The sequence below is a fragment of the Rhodanobacter caeni genome, assembly GCF_039523575.1.
Classification (GTDB): domain Bacteria; phylum Pseudomonadota; class Gammaproteobacteria; order Xanthomonadales; family Rhodanobacteraceae; genus Rhodanobacter; species Rhodanobacter caeni.
In genome coordinates this window covers 787,971-805,435 of sequence record NZ_BAAAFO010000002.1, presented here as the reverse complement: position 1 = coordinate 805,435, position 17,465 = coordinate 787,971, and the positions used below count along the sequence as shown (strand labels likewise).

General features: G+C 67.6%; 19 protein-coding genes, 1 tRNA gene and 1 other RNA gene. 10 read left to right on the top strand and 11 right to left on the bottom strand.

The window, feature by feature from the left end:
- Nucleotides 1-39 precede the first annotated feature (39 nt).
- From ABD017_RS08005 to pepQ, 3 genes are all read left to right on the top strand, one after another.
- The gene (locus ABD017_RS08005; protein WP_343881910.1) at nt 40-2,256 is read left to right on the top strand and encodes a DUF1631 family protein; all 2,217 of its coding nucleotides are present in this window, start codon (nt 40-42) and stop codon (nt 2,254-2,256) included.
- Entirely contained in the window at nt 2,253-2,609 is a 357-nt protein-coding gene (locus ABD017_RS08000) for a PilZ domain-containing protein (RefSeq protein ID WP_343881908.1), read from the top strand. The genes ABD017_RS08005 and ABD017_RS08000 overlap by 4 nt, the downstream gene beginning before the upstream one ends.
- A gap of 128 nt (nt 2,610-2,737) precedes the next feature.
- Complete coding sequence (gene pepQ / locus ABD017_RS07995) at nt 2,738-4,048, top strand: Xaa-Pro dipeptidase (RefSeq protein ID WP_343881906.1); 1,311 nt, start codon at nt 2,738-2,740, stop codon at nt 4,046-4,048.
- A gap of 118 nt (nt 4,049-4,166) precedes the next feature.
- On the opposite strand, the gene cydB is transcribed toward pepQ, so the two are convergent.
- The 4 genes from cydB to ABD017_RS07975 all read right to left on the bottom strand — a co-directional run bounded on the left by cydB (nt 4,167) and on the right by ABD017_RS07975 (nt 8,688).
- A complete protein-coding gene (gene cydB, locus ABD017_RS07990) occupies nt 4,167-5,177 on the bottom strand; it encodes a cytochrome d ubiquinol oxidase subunit II (RefSeq protein WP_343881904.1) in 1,011 nt (336 codons plus the stop codon).
- Between the two features lie 2 nt (nt 5,178-5,179).
- Nucleotides 5,180-6,565 carry a cytochrome ubiquinol oxidase subunit I gene (locus ABD017_RS07985; RefSeq protein ID WP_343881902.1) on the bottom strand — a complete coding sequence of 462 codons (1,386 nt, stop codon included), beginning with the start codon at nt 6,563-6,565 and terminating at the stop codon, nt 5,180-5,182.
- A gap of 204 nt (nt 6,566-6,769) precedes the next feature.
- Nucleotides 6,770-8,128 (bottom strand): aminopeptidase P N-terminal domain-containing protein, encoded by a 1,359-nt coding sequence (locus ABD017_RS07980; protein WP_343881900.1) that lies wholly within the window; start codon nt 8,126-8,128, stop codon nt 6,770-6,772.
- Complete coding sequence (locus ABD017_RS07975; RefSeq protein WP_343881898.1) at nt 8,125-8,688, bottom strand: UPF0149 family protein; 564 nt, start codon at nt 8,686-8,688, stop codon at nt 8,125-8,127. The genes ABD017_RS07980 and ABD017_RS07975 overlap by 4 nt, the downstream gene beginning before the upstream one ends.
- A gap of 109 nt (nt 8,689-8,797) precedes the next feature.
- Between ABD017_RS07975 and ABD017_RS07970 the strand changes: the two genes are divergently transcribed.
- From ABD017_RS07970 to ABD017_RS07950, 5 genes are all read left to right on the top strand, one after another.
- The gene (locus ABD017_RS07970) at nt 8,798-9,022 is read left to right on the top strand and encodes a TIGR02449 family protein (protein ID WP_343881896.1); all 225 of its coding nucleotides are present in this window, start codon (nt 8,798-8,800) and stop codon (nt 9,020-9,022) included.
- Nucleotides 9,022-9,336, top strand: coding sequence for a cell division protein ZapA (locus tag ABD017_RS07965; protein WP_343881894.1), 315 nt, complete (start codon nt 9,022-9,024; stop codon nt 9,334-9,336). The genes ABD017_RS07970 and ABD017_RS07965 overlap by 1 nt, the downstream gene beginning before the upstream one ends.
- 58 nt (nt 9,337-9,394) lie before the next feature.
- Nucleotides 9,395-9,580, top strand: a non-coding RNA gene (gene ssrS, locus ABD017_RS07960) — 6S RNA.
- Nucleotides 9,581-9,647: 67 nt separating this feature from the next.
- On the top strand, nt 9,648-10,265 hold the full coding sequence (locus tag ABD017_RS07955) for a 5-formyltetrahydrofolate cyclo-ligase (protein ID WP_343881892.1): 618 nt from the start codon (nt 9,648-9,650) through the stop codon (nt 10,263-10,265).
- Nucleotides 10,262-10,714 carry an EVE domain-containing protein gene (locus ABD017_RS07950; protein WP_343881890.1) on the top strand — a complete coding sequence of 151 codons (453 nt, stop codon included), beginning with the start codon at nt 10,262-10,264 and terminating at the stop codon, nt 10,712-10,714. The genes ABD017_RS07955 and ABD017_RS07950 overlap by 4 nt, the downstream gene beginning before the upstream one ends.
- 78 nt (nt 10,715-10,792) lie before the next feature.
- Here the strand turns inward: ABD017_RS07950 and ABD017_RS07945 are convergent, their stop codons facing one another.
- Nucleotides 10,793-11,197: a type II toxin-antitoxin system VapC family toxin gene (locus ABD017_RS07945; RefSeq protein ID WP_343881889.1), complete on the bottom strand. Its 405-nt coding sequence runs from the start codon at nt 11,195-11,197 to the stop codon at nt 10,793-10,795.
- The gene (locus ABD017_RS07940; RefSeq protein WP_343881887.1) at nt 11,194-11,442 is read right to left on the bottom strand and encodes a type II toxin -antitoxin system TacA 1-like antitoxin; all 249 of its coding nucleotides are present in this window, start codon (nt 11,440-11,442) and stop codon (nt 11,194-11,196) included. The genes ABD017_RS07945 and ABD017_RS07940 overlap by 4 nt, the downstream gene beginning before the upstream one ends.
- Nucleotides 11,443-11,603: 161 nt before the next feature.
- On the opposite strand from ABD017_RS07940, the gene rpiA reads away from it, so the two are divergent.
- Complete coding sequence (gene rpiA / locus ABD017_RS07935) at nt 11,604-12,245, top strand: ribose-5-phosphate isomerase RpiA (protein WP_343881885.1); 642 nt, start codon at nt 11,604-11,606, stop codon at nt 12,243-12,245.
- Between the two features lie 42 nt (nt 12,246-12,287).
- On the opposite strand, the gene ABD017_RS07930 is transcribed toward rpiA, so the two are convergent.
- From ABD017_RS07930 to rplM, 4 genes are all read right to left on the bottom strand, one after another.
- Nucleotides 12,288-14,213 (bottom strand): chloride channel protein, encoded by a 1,926-nt coding sequence (locus ABD017_RS07930; protein WP_343881883.1) that lies wholly within the window; start codon nt 14,211-14,213, stop codon nt 12,288-12,290.
- A 616-nt stretch (nt 14,214-14,829) separates the two neighbouring features.
- Nucleotides 14,830-14,903, bottom strand: a tRNA-Gln gene (locus ABD017_RS07925).
- A gap of 57 nt (nt 14,904-14,960) precedes the next feature.
- Nucleotides 14,961-15,353 carry a 30S ribosomal protein S9 gene (gene rpsI / locus ABD017_RS07920; RefSeq protein ID WP_343881881.1) on the bottom strand — a complete coding sequence of 131 codons (393 nt, stop codon included), beginning with the start codon at nt 15,351-15,353 and terminating at the stop codon, nt 14,961-14,963.
- Nucleotides 15,354-15,362: 9 nt separating this feature from the next.
- On the bottom strand, nt 15,363-15,791 hold the full coding sequence (rplM, locus tag ABD017_RS07915) for a 50S ribosomal protein L13 (protein ID WP_056085180.1): 429 nt from the start codon (nt 15,789-15,791) through the stop codon (nt 15,363-15,365).
- A gap of 279 nt (nt 15,792-16,070) precedes the next feature.
- On the opposite strand from rplM, the gene coq7 reads away from it, so the two are divergent.
- Nucleotides 16,071-16,712: a 2-polyprenyl-3-methyl-6-methoxy-1,4-benzoquinone monooxygenase gene (coq7, locus tag ABD017_RS07910; RefSeq protein WP_343881877.1), complete on the top strand. Its 642-nt coding sequence runs from the start codon at nt 16,071-16,073 to the stop codon at nt 16,710-16,712.
- On the opposite strand, the gene ABD017_RS07905 is transcribed toward coq7, so the two are convergent.
- Nucleotides 16,700-17,413: an extensin-like domain-containing protein gene (locus ABD017_RS07905; RefSeq protein WP_343881874.1), complete on the bottom strand. Its 714-nt coding sequence runs from the start codon at nt 17,411-17,413 to the stop codon at nt 16,700-16,702. The two genes, coq7 and ABD017_RS07905, sit on opposite strands and share 13 nt — an antisense overlap.
- Between the last annotated feature and the right edge of the window lie 52 nt (nt 17,414-17,465).

Genomic DNA, 17,465 nt, shown 5'->3' with positions numbered 1-17,465 from the left:
GGCATAAACTCATCGTTCCGGAAAACGACGGGATCTGCCATGGACGCGGAGCAGCAACAACGCGCTTCACTTGTGTCCGGGTCGGCGCCAGATACCCGCCGCGGCCACTGGCCGGCACGGGCGCAACGCCTGCTGGAAGAAATCTGCGCCCACTGCGTTGCCGAGCTGCACCAGCCGCTGCAGCGAAGCTTGGCCGCGTTCGACCAGCACATCTTCACGCGTGCCGAAAAGTCGCACCAGGCCAGCGAACAGCAGGAATACTTCGCCACCCGCCAACGGGTGCAGCAGGACCGCGCAAGCCTGGGGCAGCGCTTCGCCAACCATCTGGTGGTGGGTTTCGACCGCATCGGCCACCACCCGCCGGCACCGGCGAAACAGCCCAACACCTGGGGCCAGCTCGAACTGCTCGATCCGGTCGAGCACGAGTTGAGCATGACCCTGGAGCAACTGTCGGCCCGCGCCGAGGCGCGCCACGGCACCGTGCTGCATGAGCTTGCCTACCGTCTCGGCGTGCTGGTGGCCGCCCCGCCGCTGGAGGGCGAAGCGCTGCCGAATGGGCCGCGCGCGTTGATCCACGCCTTCCACCACGTCAGCGCGTCACTGGCCTTGCCGCTGCAGCAACAGCAGACCTTGCTGCATTGTTTCGACCAGTCGGTGCTGCGCACGCTCGCGCCGTTGCTGGCCGCGGTGAACACGCGGCTGCTGGGCGACGGCATCCTGCCACGGCTGCGCGGGACGCAGTTGCCACGCCATGCGATCAGCCGGCCGCATGCGGTGCCCACGCCCGGCGCCACGCCGGCGGCCGCGCGCAGCGCACCGGCGTCGCACGAGCCGATCGCGGTGCTCGAATCGCTGCGTGACCTGCTGGCACGGCAGCGCGGTATCGACGGCACCACCGGCCAGCCCGCCGGTCGCGCCGCCAGCCCGGAAGAGCTGGAAACCGCGCTCGCCGCGCTGCAACAGCACCTGGTCGCCGTCACCGACCACGCCAGCCGCGAGTTGCGCAGCGCGCAGCGCCTGCGCGACGAGCTTCTGTTCCATCTCAACAGCGGCAAGCCCGCCGACGCGCCGCGCACCGAACTGAGCGGCGAACAGGGCGACACGGTAGAGCTGGTGGCGATGCTGTTCGAGCAGCTTGGCGAACAACTGCAGCGCAGCGGCGACGCCAGGGCCCTGCTCGGCGGCCTGCAGCTGCCGCTGCTGCGCATGGCGATGGCCGACCACGATTTCTTCGAACGGCCCGAGCATCCCGCACGGCAGCTGCTCGATACCGTCACCACGACCGCCAACGACTGGTTCGAAGGCAGCGACGAGGAGAGCAACCGCCCGCTGACGGCCAAGCTGGAACAACTGGTGTCGCGCGCGCGGCAGGAGCCGCCCAGCGCGGACTTGTATGCCAGCCTGCTGGCCGACATCAAGCGCCACGTCGAACTGCTCAGCCGCAAGGCGCAGGCGGCCGAACATCGTCACCTGGAAGCGGCGCAAGGTCGCGAGCGGCTGGACCGGGCCCGCCAGCGCGCCACCGAACTGATGGCCGAGCGCTTCGCGCAGTCGCCGCCGCGCGGCCTGCTGCGCGCGCTGCTGGACCGCGCCTGGTCCGACGTGCTGGCGCTCACCCTGCTGCGCCACGGCGAGGACAGCGAAGCCTTCGTGGCGCAGTTGCGGGTCACCGACCAGTTGCTGGACCGCGCGCCGACCACCGACCGGCAACAGCTGCGCCAGGACGTGGAAACCGGGCTGCAGCAGATCGGCATGCACGCGGAGGAGGCCGAACAGGTCGCCCAGCGCCTGCTGGGCATCGAGCAGGTCGATCCGGCGGTGGACCTGCCCAGCGCCACGGATCTCGCCCTGCGCCTGAAACAGCACCAGCGGCTGGGCGAGCAATCCGATCACGCCGAGCCGGCGCCGCCCCAGCCACCGGTCGATCCGCGCGAGCGCGAGACCCTGTTGCGGCTGCGCCAGATGCCGTTCGGCAGCTGGTTCGAGTTCGATGACCCGGCCACCGGCCAGGTCGCGCGGCGCAAGCTCAGCTGGTATTCGCCCATGTCCGGCCGCTGCCTGATGGTGACCCGCCGCGGCCAGCGCGGCGCGGAAATGACCCTGGCGCAACTGGCCCACGAAATCGCCAGCGGCCGCGCCCGCGAAATGCCCGCGTCGCGCGAAAGCCTGCTCGACCGTGCCTGGCACGGCCTGACCGGCGCGTTGCGCCAATCCATCACCCCGAGCGCCGTGGCGCAGGGAAATCGTCGCTCATGAATTCACCGGACAACCCCGCCAACCAGCGCCGCAGCGAGCGCAAGCCGATCAACTTCACCGCCGTGGTGACCGACGTGATCAGCGGCCAGCCGCTTGGCCACCTGGGCAACCTGTCGGTGGGCGGCATGATGCTGATCAGCTCCAGGGCGCCGCGCAGCGAGGCGCTGTACCAGGTCAGCCTGACCTTGCCGGCGCAGCCCGGCCTGCAACCGTCGCAGCCGATCGAGGTGGGCATCCAGGAGCAATGGCAGGCGGCCGCCGCCAGCCCGGGGCAGATCTGGGCCGGCTATCGCATCGTGGCGATCAGCGACGCCGACGCCGGCCACCTGGACCGCTGGCTGGCGCAAGCCTGACCTTCTTCACTGGCCGGCCACCCGCCACGGCCGCATCATCAACGGACCGCTTATCGCGGCCGTAGCGCGCGACGCCGTGACGAAACCCTTCGCGCCGCCCCGACGGCCGCCCGACGAAGGGAACAACCATGCACGATCAGCTCGCCACCCTGTACCCCCGACACCTGGCCGTCCTGCGCGATCGCGCCGACAAGGCACTGGCACTGGGCGGTTTCGACCACCTGCTGATCGCCGCCGGCATGCCCGCGGAAAAATTCCTGGACGACCAGGATTTCCCGTTCGCGGTGAACCCGCATTTCAAGCACTGGCTGCCGCTGACCGACGCGCCCGGCAGCTGGATCATCCACACGCCGGGCCAGAAGCCGAAGCTGGTGTTCCTGCAGCCGCGCGATTACTGGCACGTGGTGCCGCAGGCGCCGCAGGGCTACTGGGTCGAGCATTTCGAGATCGTGATCGTGCGCAATGCGGCCGAGGCGGTGGCCGCCCTGCCCGCCGGCCACCGCGCGGTGATCGCGCCGGCCGCGGTGGACGGCATCGAGGTGAACAACCCCGCGGCCGTGCTCGATTACCTGCACTGGCATCGCAGCTACAAGACGCCGTACGAACTGGCGCTGATGCGCGAAGCCAGCCGCATCGGCACACGCGCCCATCGCGCCGCCGCCGACGCGTTCCGCGCGAGCGCCAGCGAGTTCGACATTCACATGGCGTATCTCGACGCCGCGCGCCAGATCGACGCCGAACTGCCCTACGCCAGCATCGTGGGCCTCAACGAGCATGGCGCCGTTTTGCACTACAGCAGGTTCGACCGCACGCCGCCGTCGACCAGCCGCTCGCTGCTGATCGATGCCGGCGCCAGCGCCGCGGGCTACGCCAGCGACATCACGCGCACCTACGCCGCGGCGGACGCCAGCGAGTTCCAGGCCCTGATCGACAGCGTCGACGCGGCCCAGCAGGGCTTCGTGGCGATGGTGCGCGCCGGCCAGAGCTATCCCGACCTGCACGTCCACGCCCACCACGTACTGGCCGGCGTGTTGCGCGAGCACGGCATCCTCCGCATGAGCGCGGAAAGCGCCGTCGAGGCCGGCGTCACCAGCGCGTTCTTCCCGCACGGCCTGGGCCATTCGATCGGCCTGCAGGTGCACGACGTGGCCGGTTTCCAGCAAGGCGAACGCGGCGGCACCATCCCCCGCCCCGCCGGTCATCCCTACCTGCGCATGACCCGCACGCTGGAGCCGGGCATGGTGGTGACGATCGAACCGGGGCTGTACTTCATCGACATGCTGCTGGCCGAACTGCGCGACAAGCCCGCGGCGAAGGACATCGACTGGGCCAAGGTCGAGGCCTTCAAACCCTACGGCGGCATCCGCATCGAGGACGATGTGGTGTGTACCGAGGGCGCACCGGAGAACCTCACGCGCGATGCGTGGGGGCGGGAATAGGAGGCAGGGAACGGGGAACAGGGAACAGGGAACAGCGCGCACGGCTTCGCATGCGGGCTTCGGATTCTCCCGTTCCCCGTTCCCCGTTCCCCGTTCCCCATTCCCCATTCCCCACCAATCAGTGATACCCCTCCCCCGCCCTCACCTTGCCGCGAAACACGCGGTACGAGTACGCGGTGTAGAACAGCACCACCGGGATCATGATCGCCGCGCCGACCAGCACGAAACCCTGGCTGGAGGGCGGCGAGGCGGCGTCCCAGATGCTCATGGTCGGCGGCACCAGGTTGGGCCACATGCCCACCACCAGGCCCAGGAAGCCCAGCGCGAAGAAGCACAGCGCCAGCACGAACGGCGCCACCTCGCGATTGGCCAGCACCGCGCGCCACAGCCACGCGGCCACGACGACGGTGAGGATCGGCAACGGCGACAGGTAGAGGACGTTGGGCCAGGTGAACCAGCGGTCCATCAGTCGTGAATCCAGGAACGGCAGCCACGCGCTGACCATGACCATGAACGCGATCACCGCCAGCATCAGCGGCCGGGTCAGGTCGCGCGCGATGCGTTGCGGGCGGCCCTCGGTCTTGAGCACCAGCCAGGTCGCGCCCAGCAGGCCGTAGCCGAACACCAGCGCCATCCCGGTGAGCACCGAGAACGGGCTGAACCAGGCGAACGCGCCATGCAGGTACTTGCCGCCTTCCAGCGGCATGCCCTCGACGATGGCGCCCAGCATCAGCCCTTGAGCGAACGCGGCGATGACCGATCCCAGGTGGAACCCCACGCCCCAGATGCGCCGCGAGCGATGCGCGCGAAAGCGGAATTCGAACGCCACGCCGCGGAAGATCAGCGCGATCAGCATCGCCAGCACCGGCAAATACAGGCTGGACAGGATGACGGCATAGGCCGGTGGAAACGCCGCCATCAACCCGGCGCCACCCATCACCAGCCAGGTCTCGTTGCCATCCCAGATCGGCGCGGCGGTGTTCATCATCAGCTCCTGCTGCGCCTCGTCGTCGGCAAACGGCGTGAGGATGCCGATGCCAAGCACGAAGCCGTCCAGCAGCACGTACATCATGATCGCGAAGCCGATGATGAGGAACCAGACCATCGGCAGGATCGTGGCAAGTTGCATGGTCAGTCCTCCCTGCGATCGTCGACCACGGCCAGCGGCCGCGACGCGGTGGCCTCGAAACCGAACCGCGGCGGCGCGGCCTCCGGCCCGGTATGCAACACCTTGAACAGGTACCAGCTGCCGAAGCCGAACAGGATCATGTAGGTCACGAAGTAGACGATCAGCGAGCCCAGCACGCTGGACGCATGCACCGGGCTGGCCGCGTCCACGGTGCGCAGCACGCCGTACACCACCCAGGGCTGGCGCCCGATCTCCGCGGTGTACCAGCCGGTGAGCAGGGCGATGAAACCGGCCGGCATCATCGCCATCCACCAACGCAGGTACCAGCGGCTGTCGAACAGGCGCCGCCGCCACCACAACAGCAGGCCGACCACGGCCAGCGCCAGCATCAGCAGGCCCAGGCCCACCATGATGCGGAAGCTGAAGAACGGCGCCGCCACCGGCGGCCGGTCCTCTGGCGCAAAATCTTTCAGGCCCTTCACCTCGCCGTCCCAGCTGTGGGTGAGGATCAGGCTGCCCAGGTGCGGCACGTCGATGGCGTAATCGTTGCGCTCGGCCTTTTCGTCCGGCCAGGCGAACAAGGTCAGCGGCACGCTTTTTTCGGTGGTCCAGCGCGCCTCGATCGCCGCCAGCTTGGCCGGCTGGTGCTCGCGTACCACCAGCCCCGACATGTCGCCGACAAGGATCTGCAACGGGATCACGATCGCCACGAAAGCCAGCGCACAGCGCAGCATAAGCCGCGCCTTGTCCGGCCACACCCCGCGCAGCAGGTACCAGGCCGACACGCCGCCGACCACCAGGCCCGTGCTCAAAAAGCAGGCCAGCACCATGTGCACCAGCCGCGTCGGGAAGGAGGGGTTGAAGATCGCCGCCCACCAGTCGGTGGCCTGGATCACCCCATCGACCATCGCGTAGCCCTGCGGCGTCTGCATCCAGCTGTTCGCCGAAAGAATCCAGAAGCTGGAGATCAGCGTGCCCAGCGCCACCATGCAGGTGGCGAGGAAATGGGTGCGGTGGCTGACCCGGTTCCAGCCGAACAGCATCACGCCGAGAAACGTGGCCTCGAGGAAGAACGCCGTCATCACCTCGTAGTTGAGCAGCGGCCCCAGCACGTTGCCGGCCACCGTCGACAGACCGGCCCAGTTGGTGCCGAACTGGAAACTCATCACGATGCCGGAGACCACGCCCAGGCCGAACGAGCCGGCAAACACCTTCATCCAGAAGAAATAGAGATCGCGCAACATCTCGTCGCGCTTGCGCAACCAGAGCGCTTCCAGGAACACCAGCCAGCTCGCCAGGCCAATGGTGAAGGCCGGAAACAGGATGTGGAACGACATCACGAAACCGAACTGGATTCGCGACAGGAATTCGGCAGTCGGCACGGCCATCTCCCGCGGAACGAATCCGCCGACTATAGGCTTCGCCATGTGAAGGACTCAGCCGTGTGACGATTCGCCACGCGGGTTCGCTCCCTTCTCCCTCCGGGAGAAGGTGGCCCGCAGGGCCGGATGAGGGTGCGGCCGAAGGCGGATTACCCACGCCGGCCGAACCCTCTCCCCAACCCCTCTCCCGGAGGGAGAGGAGCTTCACCGTCAGCGCAGCGCCAGCAGCGACTCGATCTCGTCGGCGTCACGCGGCAGCGCGGCGCTGAGGATTTCATGGCCCTCGCGCGTTACCGCCACGTCATCCTCGATGCGGATGCCGATGCCGCGCCAGCGCTCGGCCACCGAGAGATCATCCGGTGGCACGTACAGGCCCGGCTCCACCGTCAGCACCATGCCCGATTCGAGCAGGCGCGATTCGCCGCCCACGCGGTAATCGCCCACGTCGTGCACGTCCAGCCCCAGCCAATGACCGGTTTTTGCCGGGAAAAAACGCCGGTAGCTGCCGCTGGCCACGGCCGCATCGGCGTCCCCTTTCAGCAGGCCGAGCTGGCACAGGCCTTCGGCCAGTACCTGCACCGCCGCCGCATGCGCGGCGCCGAACGGCTGGCCCGGACGCACGGCATCGATCGCGGCGTGCTGTGCCGCCAGCACCACGTCGTACAGCGCGCGCTGCGCCGTGCTGTAGCGGCCATTGACGGGAAACGTGCGGCTGATGTCGGACGCATAGCCGTCCATTTCGGCGCCGGCGTCGATCAGCAGCAAATCACCATCGCGCAGCGGCGCGCGGTTGGCGCGGTAGTGCATGACGCAGGCGTTGGCGCCGGCGGCCACGGTGGGGACGAACGCGGCGACGGCACCGTGGCGGCGAATCGAGCGCAGCAGCTCCGCTTCCACCTCGTATTCGTGCGCACCGGCGCGCGCCGCCTGCCAGGCCGCGCGGTGCGCCTCGACCGCGACGGCCGCCGCCGCACGCATCAGCTTCAGTTCGCCGCGCGACTTGTACAGGCGCAGGTCGTGCAGCAGATGGCCCAGCGCGGCGAATTCCTTCGGCACCACGCCACCGCCGCGCAGCTGGCGCAAACGGCGCATCCAGCCCATCAGCTGTGCGTCGAATTCCGGTTCGCGGCCAAAGTGGCAATACACGCGCGCGCGGCCTTCGATCATGCCGGGCAGGATGTCGTCGATGTCCTCGATCGGGAACGCGTCGTCCATGCCGTAATCGGCGACCGCGCGCTCGGTGCCCACCGACTGCCCGTGCCAGCGCTCGTGCTCCGGATCGCGCTCGCGGCAGAACATCACCGCCTCGCCATGCTGGCGGCCCGGCAGCAAGGCCAGCACCGCGGCCGGTTCGGGCCAACCGCTGAGGTAGTGGAAATCGGAATCCTGCCGGTACGGCCAGGCCGCGTCGGCATTGCGCATGCGCTCGGGCGCGGCGGCCAGCAGCAGCACCGCGTCGTCGCCGGCCATGTCCATCAGCTGCCGGCGGCGGCCGGCGAACTCGGCGCCGTTCAGCGCCAGCGATGCATCGCGCCCGCTCGCGGCGCTGCCCGTGGAGGCAAGGTTCAATGCAGCGTGCCGCTGGCCGGATCGCCGCTGGCGGTGCATTCGGTGTGCAGCAGCATGGCGCCCACGCGCACGAATTCCTGCACCTCGATCAACGCGTCCTCGTCTTCCTCCTCGTTCTGGAAATCGAACGCCGAGCCGGCGATGGTGCCCAAATCGCGCAGGATCTCCTGCGCCTCCTCCGACAGCTTGGCGTGGGCCGGCGCACCGGCCAGGCCGAAACCGCCCAGGAAGCCGCGGCACCACTCCACCAGCGCCTCGGCACGCTCGACCAGCGGGCGGTCGTCTTCGGGCAGCAGCGGCTCGAAGCCCAGCTCGGGGTCGGCCAGCTCGATCTCGCTTTGCCGCGCCAGTTGCCGCAGCAGGGCCAGGTCGGTCGCTTCGGGCGCCTCCACCTCGGCATCAAGATGCAGCGCGGCCAGCACCGAGGTGCCGCGCAGGGTGCCGCCGCCGGCCAGATAGCCGCACAGCGAGCCATGCAGTTCGCTGGCGTCGGTGCCCAGTTGCAGGCGCATGACCACGGCGTCCAGTTGGTCATGGCTGACCAGTTCGGTGTCTGTCATGGCGTACTCCTCGAAAGATGGCGGCCAGTTTAATGCAGCGCGTCGCGGCCGCTTCATGGGCCCTCGCGGGGCGGCTGTTTTCGCCTGGCGTACTGCTATAGTTTCGCGCATGAATACGCCTGATGCCGTTCAGCAGGAGTTGGCCGCCCTGGCCCAGCAGCTCGATCGCCTGCTGGAAACCGTGCGCCGCCTGACCGAGGAAAACCGGAGCCTGCGCCACAGCCAGGAGCAGCTGAGCGGCGAGCGCGCGGGCCTGATGGCGCGCAACGAACTGGCCCGCAGCCGCGTCGAGGCGATGATCCAGCGGCTGAAATCCCTCGAGAGCAACGGTTGATGAACACGCCTGTCAGTGATCCGGTCGCGCTGCGCCTGATCGATCGCGAATTCCTGATCGCCTGCTCGCCGGAAGAGCGCGAGGGGCTGCTGGACGCGGCGGTGTTCCTGGACCGCAAGATGCGCGAACTGCGCGCCAACGCCCGCGCGCCCAGCTTCGAGCGGCTGGCGGTGCTGGCCGCCATCAGCGTCACCCACGAGCTGATGGCCTTGCGCAAACAGCATGAGACGCAGGAGCAGCGCCTGAGCGAAGGCCTGGCCGTGTTGCGGCACAAGCTGGATGCCGCGTTCGATGAAAACCTGGTCAAGCGCTGAATCGTTGGCGCGCGCCGCGCTCGCTTTCCAGCGCGCAGGCTTTTAGAATCGACCTCGGCGTTTTCTGTGATGTGCGCCAGCACACTCTTACATTTGCCTTGTTCCTAAATACGGCCCCGGGTCGGCTTCACATCGGTTGTTGTGCATGTCCGCCATGTGCGGAAAGCCTTGAGACCATGTAGCCCTCCCACCTGATCCTCGTGGATCAAGGTCGTTTGGTGGGCAGCGGCATTGCGGTTGACGCCACCCCATTACGCGCCCCGTTCGTCACCCGACGGACGGGGCGCCTTTCGATCGGAGATACGCGACCCGTGGACGCCCCCGCCCAACGCCGCGAACTTCGCCAGCAACTGGCCGAGCGCCGCCGCGCACTCACGCCGCTGGAGCGCATCACCGCCGCGCAAGGCCTGCGGCGCACGCTTGAACAACTGCCCGAATACTTTACCGACGCCCGCGTGGCCGGCTACTGGGCCAGCAATGGCGAGCTGCCGCTGAACGTGGTGATCCCGCCACTGGCCGCGCGTGAGCAGCAATTCCTGCTGCCGGTGGTCGGCGCCGACCGGCAGTTGCGGTTCGCGCCGTGGCAGGCAGGCGACGCGGTGCAACCGAACCGCCACGGCATCCCCGAACCGGTGGCGCCGACGACCTGGTTCGCGCCGTTCCAGCTCGATCTGGTGCTGGTACCGCTGCTGGCCTTCGACCGCCGCGGCCACCGGCTGGGCTACGGCGGCGGCTACTACGATCGCAGCTTCGCCTTCCTCAAGGACCAGATGCGGCCCACCGAACCCTTGCTGGTGGGCATCGGCTACGCGTTCCAGGAACTGGACGCGATCGACGCCGAACCGTGGGACGTGGCGCTGGATTTCATCGCCACCGAGCGCGAGCTGATCGACTGCAACGGCGAACCCGATACCAAGGCGAGCGCATGAACTACTGGTTGATGAAATCCGAGCCCGACACGTTCTCCATCGACGACCTGAAACGCAAGAAGCAGGAAGCCTGGGACGGCGTGCGCAACTACCAGGCGCGCAACTTCATGCGCGACGGCATGCGTCCGGGCGACAAGGTTTTCTTCTACCACTCCAACTGCGCCGTGCCCGGCATCGTCGGCATCGCCAAGGTGGCGACGGAAGCCTATCCCGACCCCAGCCAGTTCGATCCCAAGAGCAAATACTTCGACCCCGGCAGCACCCGCGACAACCCCCGCTGGATGCTGGTGGACGTGAAGTTCGTGAAGAAGCTCGAGCGCACGATCAGCCTCAAGGAACTTCAGGCCGATCCTGCATTGGACGGCATGGTGCTGCTGCGCAAGGGCAGTCGGCTGTCGGTACAGCCGGTTGAGGCACGGCACTGGAAGCACATCATCGGGTTGGAATGACGCGCCGCGAGCACACCTGAATCCATCGGATTTGCAGGCCTCGACGATCTGACGTTGGAGAGCGCTCCACGCGCGGGCTCACGGACAGATCAATTCCAGCGTCGGATAGTACGTGCGATACCGCCTCGCATCGCGCGTCAGCAGCGCCAAGCCTTCGATGGCGGCGTGGGCGCCGATGTAGAAGTCCGGTAGCGGTGAACGTCGCATGCCTCTGGCGCGGCGGTATTGCAGGAAAGCCTTGCCGGCGAGAAAGCCCGCTTCCCATGGCAGTTCCAGGCGAGTAAAGCTGTCGGGCGACAGGGCATCATCGAGTTGCTCGATGCGCTCGAAACCGACCGAAACCTCGGCGTAGACGATGGGGTTGATGCACAGCTCGCCGCTGGCGGCACAGGCGTCCAGTTGGGCGGCCGACCAGCCGTACCATTTCGGATCGTCGGTAAGCACGTCCAGCAGGACGTTGGCGTCCACCAGTACGCGACTCATGTGCCGCGGGTGAGGCGCATGATTTCGTCGGTGCCCAGGCGTGCGGTGGCGCGGCCGCGCAGGCGGGCGGACAGGCTGCCGGGCCGCGCCTTGGGCGGGTGGGCGATGACGGTATCGGCCTCGCGTAGAGCGGCTTCACGCACGAAAGCCGCCAGCGGCATGTCATGCAGGGCCGCGGCACGGCGAATGCGGGTCTTGTCCTCGGCGCTGAGGCGCAGGTCGAGGCGGTCGGCGGTTGTGGCCATGGCGAGTCTCCTGTGTACGGCATGATACCGTACATTTATCGGATAGAGCCATCGGCAGACCGATGGATTCAATACGATCGCTATTGAGTCGCCCCTCGGTGCGCTCGTGCCATCGCGCGTCAAATCGACGATCATGGCGTTCTTTATGCCGAGGGGACCCCATGAGCAACGCCAACGAAAAGCGCCAGGCCGGTGAGGCCGCCATCCGCTACGTGGAGGACGGCAGCATCGTCGGCGTGGGCACCGGTTCCACCGTGGCGTTTTTCATCGAGGCGCTGGCCGATCTGCGCCATCGCATCCAGGGTGCCGTCTCCAGCTCGGAGCAATCCACGGCGCACCTGACCCGGCTGGGCATCCCCGTGCTCGACCTCAACGCCGCCGGGCCGCTGTCGCTGTACATCGACGGCGCCGACGAATGCGATCCGCACAAGCGGCTGATCAAGGGCGGCGGTGCCGCGTTGACGCGGGAGAAGATCGTCGCGGCGGCGGCGCGGAAGTTCGTCTGCATCATCGACTCCAGCAAGCAGGTGGACCTGCTGGGCGCCTTTCCGCTGCCGATCGAGGTGATCCCGATGGCGCGCAGCCTGGTCGCGCGCGAGATCGTGAAACTGGGCGGCCAGCCGGTGTGGCGCGACGGCGTGGTCACCGACAACGGCAACTGGATCATCGACGTGCACGGCTGGCGCATCGCCGACCCGGTCGCGCTGGAAAGCGAGCTCAACCAGCTGGCCGGCGTGGTCACCGTGGGATTGTTCGCGCGACGTCCGGCCGACGTGGTACTGCTGGGCGACCGGGAAATCTAGCCCGACCTGTCGCCACCGACGCGCCGCGCCGGTGGCCGCATCTCAGGCGTGCGACGCCGAACCGCGATGCTTGCCGAGCTTGATGTGGCGATCCTTCAGACGCGCCTCGCGCAGCCGCCGCGCGTGCGCCGACAGGATGTCGCCGCGGGTGAGGATGCCCACCAGCCGGTGCGGCGCGGTCTGGCTCACCACGATCAGCCGGCCCACCTGCTCGGCCACCATGTGGTCGGCCGCTTCGCGCAGGGAGTGGCTCTCCTTCACCGTCACCGGCGGACGCGTGACCAGCTCGCCCACCGTCAGCGTGTAGTGCCATTGCGGATCGAGCAGCGAGCGGCGCGTGAGCACGCCGCACACCTTGCCGCTGGCATCCACCACCGGGAAACCCTGGTGCTGCGCTTCGGGCGCGCCCTCGCCCAGCCAGCGCCGCACCTCGGCCAGGGTCTGATCCGCGCGCAGCGAAAACACGTCGCGGGCGCAGGCCGCGCCGACCGTCACCTGGTCGAGGTAATCCGCCGCGTATTCCGACGGCACGCGCACGCCGCGGCGGGCGATCTTCTCGGTCATGATGGTGTTGCGCATCATCACCGCCGAAATCAGGTACGCCGCCGTGCAGCCACCCAGCAACGGCAGCAGCGCCGCGGGTTGGCGCGTGGTTTCGAAGGCGAACACCACGGCGGTCAGCAGCGCCCGCGACGAACCGGCGAAGATCGCCGCCATACCCACCAGCGCGGCGATACCCATGTCCAGGTGGGCACCGGGCACCCAGTGATTGATGCCGATGCCGACCACCGCGCCGAGTGAGCCGCCGATCATGAACAGCGGCGCCAGCGTGCCGCCGGACGTGCCGCTGCCCAGCGCAATCACCCACGAAATGAACTTCAGCGCACCGAAACTGAGCAGCACGGTGAGGCCGAAATGCCCCTGCACCAGCGCATCGATGTTGTCGTAGCCGACGCCCAGCGTGCGCGGCTCGATCCAGCCGACGAAACCGGCGATCAGCGCGCCGATCGCCGGCCACCACATCCAGTGGATGGGCAGCTTGGCGAACAGATCCTCGACGCCGTAAACGGCCTTGGTGACCCACACCGAGGCGAAACCGACCAGACCGCCCACCAGCACGAAACTGATCAGCGCCAAGCCGCCGGGCTCGGCCACGTTCGGCATCGGAAACACCGGCGCGGCACCGTAGGTGGCGTAGCGGATGCCGACCGCGGTGACCGTGGCCAGCGCCACGGGGATCAGCGAACGCGGGCGCAGCTCGAACAGCAGCAGCTCCACCGCCAGCACCAGCGAGGCCACCGGCGCACCAAAGACTGCCGCCATGCCGGCCGCCGCACCCGCCGCCAACAGCACCTTGCGTTCGTTGGCGGTCACGTGCAGCAGCTGACCCAGCAGCGAACCCAGCGCGCCGCCGGTGGAGATGATCGGCCCTTCCGCACCGAACGGCCCGCCGGTGCCGATCGCGAACGCCGACGACACCGGCTTCAACCAGGTCATCCGCGCGGGGATGTTCGATTCATTGGTGAGAATCTGCTCCATCGCCTCGGGAATGCCGTGGCCCTGGATCGCGCGCGAGCCCCAGCGCGCCATGATGCCCGCCAGCAAACCACCGATCGCCGGAACCAGGATCACCCAGGCGCCCAACTGGTTGCCCGCCGGCGACAGCACGAACGAGCCCTCGCGCGCCGTGGGGCCGATCACGTCGGACACGCGGCCATAGAAGACCAGGTCGGTGATCAGGTTGATCATGAACATCAGCAGCTGCGCCGCCCAGGCCGCCAGCACGCCAAGCGCGATGGCAAGCACGCTGATCAACAGGATGCGGTGCGTGACCAGGGTGGACTTGCGCGGCATCCGCGCCGCATCCAGCGACAAACCCAGCGCCGGCGCCACCGGCAGCGCGTCTGTGCTGCCAACGGTACGCACATCGGCCTGTCCGGGTGCCTTGCTTGTATCGGGGTTGGTCATGGTTTTCCGCGAGGCAAAGGAGTGAATGTTACTTTGTTGCGGGAGGGGAGCAAAAGTGGGGCGGCGTCCGGGGACGGGTCAGGCGGGGAAAAGTGGATGCCTGCGGGAGGAGGATCGAGGGCAGGTGGCCTGGAGGGTGAGGCGCGAGACGTGCCTAGTAATGTGGTTCGGCTCCGTGTCCCAACCAAGAGATACCGCCAAGAAACAGGGCTCAGGTTGCATGGGGGACCAGGATTGTTGGTCCCATCCATGGGACCAACCCCGCTTCGCGGGGCCAGCCTGCGGCTGTCCACAATGTTCCAGACAAGATTGTCGACTGCGGAGGCAGGATGCCGGAGCGAACATCGGCGCAGCCGATGGCCCGAAGGGCGAGGCACGGGACGTGCCGAGTGACGTGGCACATCATGTTTCCCAACCAGAAAAAAAGCTCGGCAGGGAAGACGGCTCAGGTTGCATGGGGGACTAGGATTGTTGGTCCCATCCATGGGACCAACCCCGCTTCGCGGGGCCAGCCTGCGGCTGTCCAATTTTGTTCCAGACAAAATTGTCGAACGTGGTTGACTCCTGTACCCCAACCAAAAACAAAAAGACCGCCACGAGGGCGGTCTTTTTGTTTTGGCTGGGAGACTAGGATTCGAACCTAGATAAACAGAGTCAGAGTCTGTTGTCCTACCATTAGACGATCTCCCAAGAACCGGTGGCAGGCTGCGCTCTGACCTTGCTGCAGCGTGCCGATGCGCTGGTGACTTAGCGCTTGGAGAACTGGGTGGCGCGGCGGGCTTTGTGCAGGCCGACCTTCTTGCGTTCCACTTCGCGCGCATCGCGGGTCACGAAACCGGCTTTGCGCAGCGGCGACTTCAGGCTTTCGTCGTATTCGATCAGCGCGCGGGCGATGCCCAGGCGGATGGCGCCGGCCTGGCCGGTGATGCCGCCGCCGGCGACCGTCACCTTGATGTCGAACTTTTCGGTGCTCTCGGTCAGTTCGAGCGGTTGGCGCACGATCATGCGCGAGGTTTCGCGACCGAAGAACTGCTCAAGCGACTTGCCGTTGACTTCGATGGCACCGCTGCCCTTGCGCAGGAACACGCGGGCGGCGGAGGTCTTGCGGCGGCCGGTGCCGTAATTCTGCTGGATTGCCATGTCGGTTCCTTAAATTTCCAGCGCCTGCGGCTGCTGTGCGGTATGCGGATGCTCGGCGCCACCATAGACCTTGAGCTTGCGGTACATCTCGCGGCCCAGCGGGTTCTTCGGCAGCATGCCCTTGACGGCGATCTCGATCACGCGCTCCGGGTAGGTCGCCAGCAGGTCCTTCAGGCTGGTGGTCTTCAGGTTGCCGACGTAACCGGTGAAGCGGTGGTACTTCTTGTCGTCCAGCTTGGCGCCGGTGACGTGCACCTGCTGCGCGTTGATCACCACGATATAATCGCCGGTGTCGCAGTGCGGGGTGTATTCCGGCTTGTGCTTGCCGCGCAGACGACGAGCGATTTCAGTCGACAGGCGACCGAGCGTCTTGCCCGCGGCGTCGACCACGAACCAGTCGCGCTTGACGTTGTCTGCATTGGCGCTAAACGTTTTCATTTCAAATACCTGGTATGCCGCCATGGGTGGCGGTACGCGTCATCGGTGGATCAAAGGCGCGAGATGATAGCGGAGCCGTCACTCGTGGCGCAAGCCCACCGACCGGCGGGCTGTGAGCTGGCAATGATAGCATGACGGGCAGGTCGCTTGAAAAGTCCCCTACTTCCGCTTCCGCCGGGCGCATCGTCGGCTGGCGAACCGGCGCCGGCCGCTGCCGCATCCGCTGACCTGCCGGCTCGACCCGACACCGGCCACCCCGACATTCTCAACAGGCACCCCATGAACGTTCGCACCCTGAGCCCCCTCGACCGCCTGCTTGAACGCTGCGAGCGCGCGCTGGAAGCGATCGCCGGCATGCCCATGGCTACGCGCCCGTCACCGGCCAACGGCATTGCCGAAGCCGAGCTGGATGACGCCGAGCGCCGCCACGCGGCGGGCCTGATGCGCGTCAACCACACCGGCGAGGTCTGCGCGCAGGCGCTGTATGTCGGCCAGGCCGCGCTGGCCCGCGACGAAACCAATCGCGCCCACCTGCTGCATGCGGCGGCGGAGGAAACCGATCACCTGGCCTGGTGCGCGCAGCGGCTGCTACAACTGCACAGCCGCCCCAGCCTGCTCAATCCGCTGTGGTACGCGGGCAGCTATGCGATCGGCGCGGCAGCGGCCCTGGTTGGCGATCCGGTCAGCCTGGGCTTCGTGGTGGAGACCGAGCACCAGGTGGAAGCGCACCTGGCCGAGCACCTGGAGAAATTGCCGGCCGCGGATGAGCGTTCGCGCGCCGTGCTGACCCGGATGCAGGCCGACGAAATCCGCCATGCCGACGCCGCCCAGCAACGCGGCGGCATCGCGCTGCGGTTTCCGTTGCCGCAACTGATGCACGCCAGCTCGATGGTGATGAAGACGGTGGCCTACCGCCTCTGAGCCGTGCCTCCGCCAGGGCAATAACCCCAACCAGACGCCTCGATGTGGAAGTGCGTGCGGTGGGCGGCGTTGTAATCCGGCCCCAGCAACATGCCGACGACCGCACAGCCACGGGCACGCACGCGATGAAGAAACCGGCCTGCGGGCGTGCCATCGCCCCAAGCCTCGCCGATCCGCACCTGCTTGCCATCGGCCAGCCGAAACCCGGTGATGTCGATGGCCTGCGCCCGGGCATGCCGGCTGAGCGGCGCATCGTTGCGGTGATAGACATTGCGGCAGGCATAGCTGCCCACGTGGTCGATGCGCACCACCGGCTGCTGAAACGCCGAGCGCGCCGCCGGCTGCAGCGCATCGCGGTCGAACAGCACCAGTGTGGCCGCCAGCGGACACGCCATCACCGCCGGGCTCGACAGCACGGCCACGCCGGTACCGCGAAGACGCACGGCGTCATGCCAGCCGCAGCCGCCCGGGCCATGGCGATCATCGACTGACGTGAAGCGCGCTCCCGCCCGCTGCAACGCGGCCAGGCAACGCGGCGGATCGGCCGCGAGGCGGCGCAGCTTGTAACGCAGAAACGGGTCCGGCTCGGCCCGAAGATCCAGCGGCGCCCACGGGTTGTAGCGATCCGGCGGGCGCCAGCCACGCACCCACGCCAGGGCGATGAGCGAACCGAGAAGGATCAGGAGCAGCCACGCGCGCATGGCCAGAGCCTAGGGCGACAGGCGTGAAGGTGGCGACCGCCACCACCCTGGA

Bases quoted from the DNA above. Each gene is read 5' to 3' on its own strand.
- pepQ (WP_343881906.1), top strand. From the start codon at position 2,738: ATGCACGATCAGCTCGCCACCCTGTACCCCCGACACCTGGCCGTCCTG.
- cydB (WP_343881904.1), bottom strand. From the start codon at position 5,177: ATGCAACTTGCCACGATCCTGCCGATGGTCTGGTTCCTCATCATCGGC.
- ABD017_RS07965 (WP_343881894.1), top strand. From the start codon at position 9,022: ATGAACACGCCTGTCAGTGATCCGGTCGCGCTGCGCCTGATCGATCGC.
- ABD017_RS07905 (WP_343881874.1), bottom strand. From the start codon at position 17,413: ATGCGCGCGTGGCTGCTCCTGATCCTTCTCGGTTCGCTCATCGCCCTG.
- ABD017_RS07975 (WP_343881898.1), bottom strand. From the start codon at position 8,688: ATGACAGACACCGAACTGGTCAGCCATGACCAACTGGACGCCGTGGTC.
- rplM (WP_056085180.1), bottom strand. From the start codon at position 15,791: ATGAAAACGTTTAGCGCCAATGCAGACAACGTCAAGCGCGACTGGTTC.
- ABD017_RS08000 (WP_343881908.1), top strand. From the start codon at position 2,253: ATGAATTCACCGGACAACCCCGCCAACCAGCGCCGCAGCGAGCGCAAG.
- ABD017_RS07950 (WP_343881890.1), top strand. From the start codon at position 10,262: ATGAACTACTGGTTGATGAAATCCGAGCCCGACACGTTCTCCATCGAC.
- ABD017_RS07940 (WP_343881887.1), bottom strand. From the start codon at position 11,442: ATGGCCACAACCGCCGACCGCCTCGACCTGCGCCTCAGCGCCGAGGAC.
- ABD017_RS07930 (WP_343881883.1), bottom strand. From the start codon at position 14,213: ATGACCAACCCCGATACAAGCAAGGCACCCGGACAGGCCGATGTGCGT.
- coq7 (WP_343881877.1), top strand. From the start codon at position 16,071: ATGAACGTTCGCACCCTGAGCCCCCTCGACCGCCTGCTTGAACGCTGC.
- ABD017_RS07970 (WP_343881896.1), top strand. From the start codon at position 8,798: ATGAATACGCCTGATGCCGTTCAGCAGGAGTTGGCCGCCCTGGCCCAG.
- rpiA (WP_343881885.1), top strand. From the start codon at position 11,604: ATGAGCAACGCCAACGAAAAGCGCCAGGCCGGTGAGGCCGCCATCCGC.
- ABD017_RS07945 (WP_343881889.1), bottom strand. From the start codon at position 11,197: ATGAGTCGCGTACTGGTGGACGCCAACGTCCTGCTGGACGTGCTTACC.
- ABD017_RS07985 (WP_343881902.1), bottom strand. From the start codon at position 6,565: ATGGCCGTGCCGACTGCCGAATTCCTGTCGCGAATCCAGTTCGGTTTC.
- ABD017_RS08005 (WP_343881910.1), top strand. From the start codon at position 40: ATGGACGCGGAGCAGCAACAACGCGCTTCACTTGTGTCCGGGTCGGCG.
- rpsI (WP_343881881.1), bottom strand. From the start codon at position 15,353: ATGGCAATCCAGCAGAATTACGGCACCGGCCGCCGCAAGACCTCCGCC.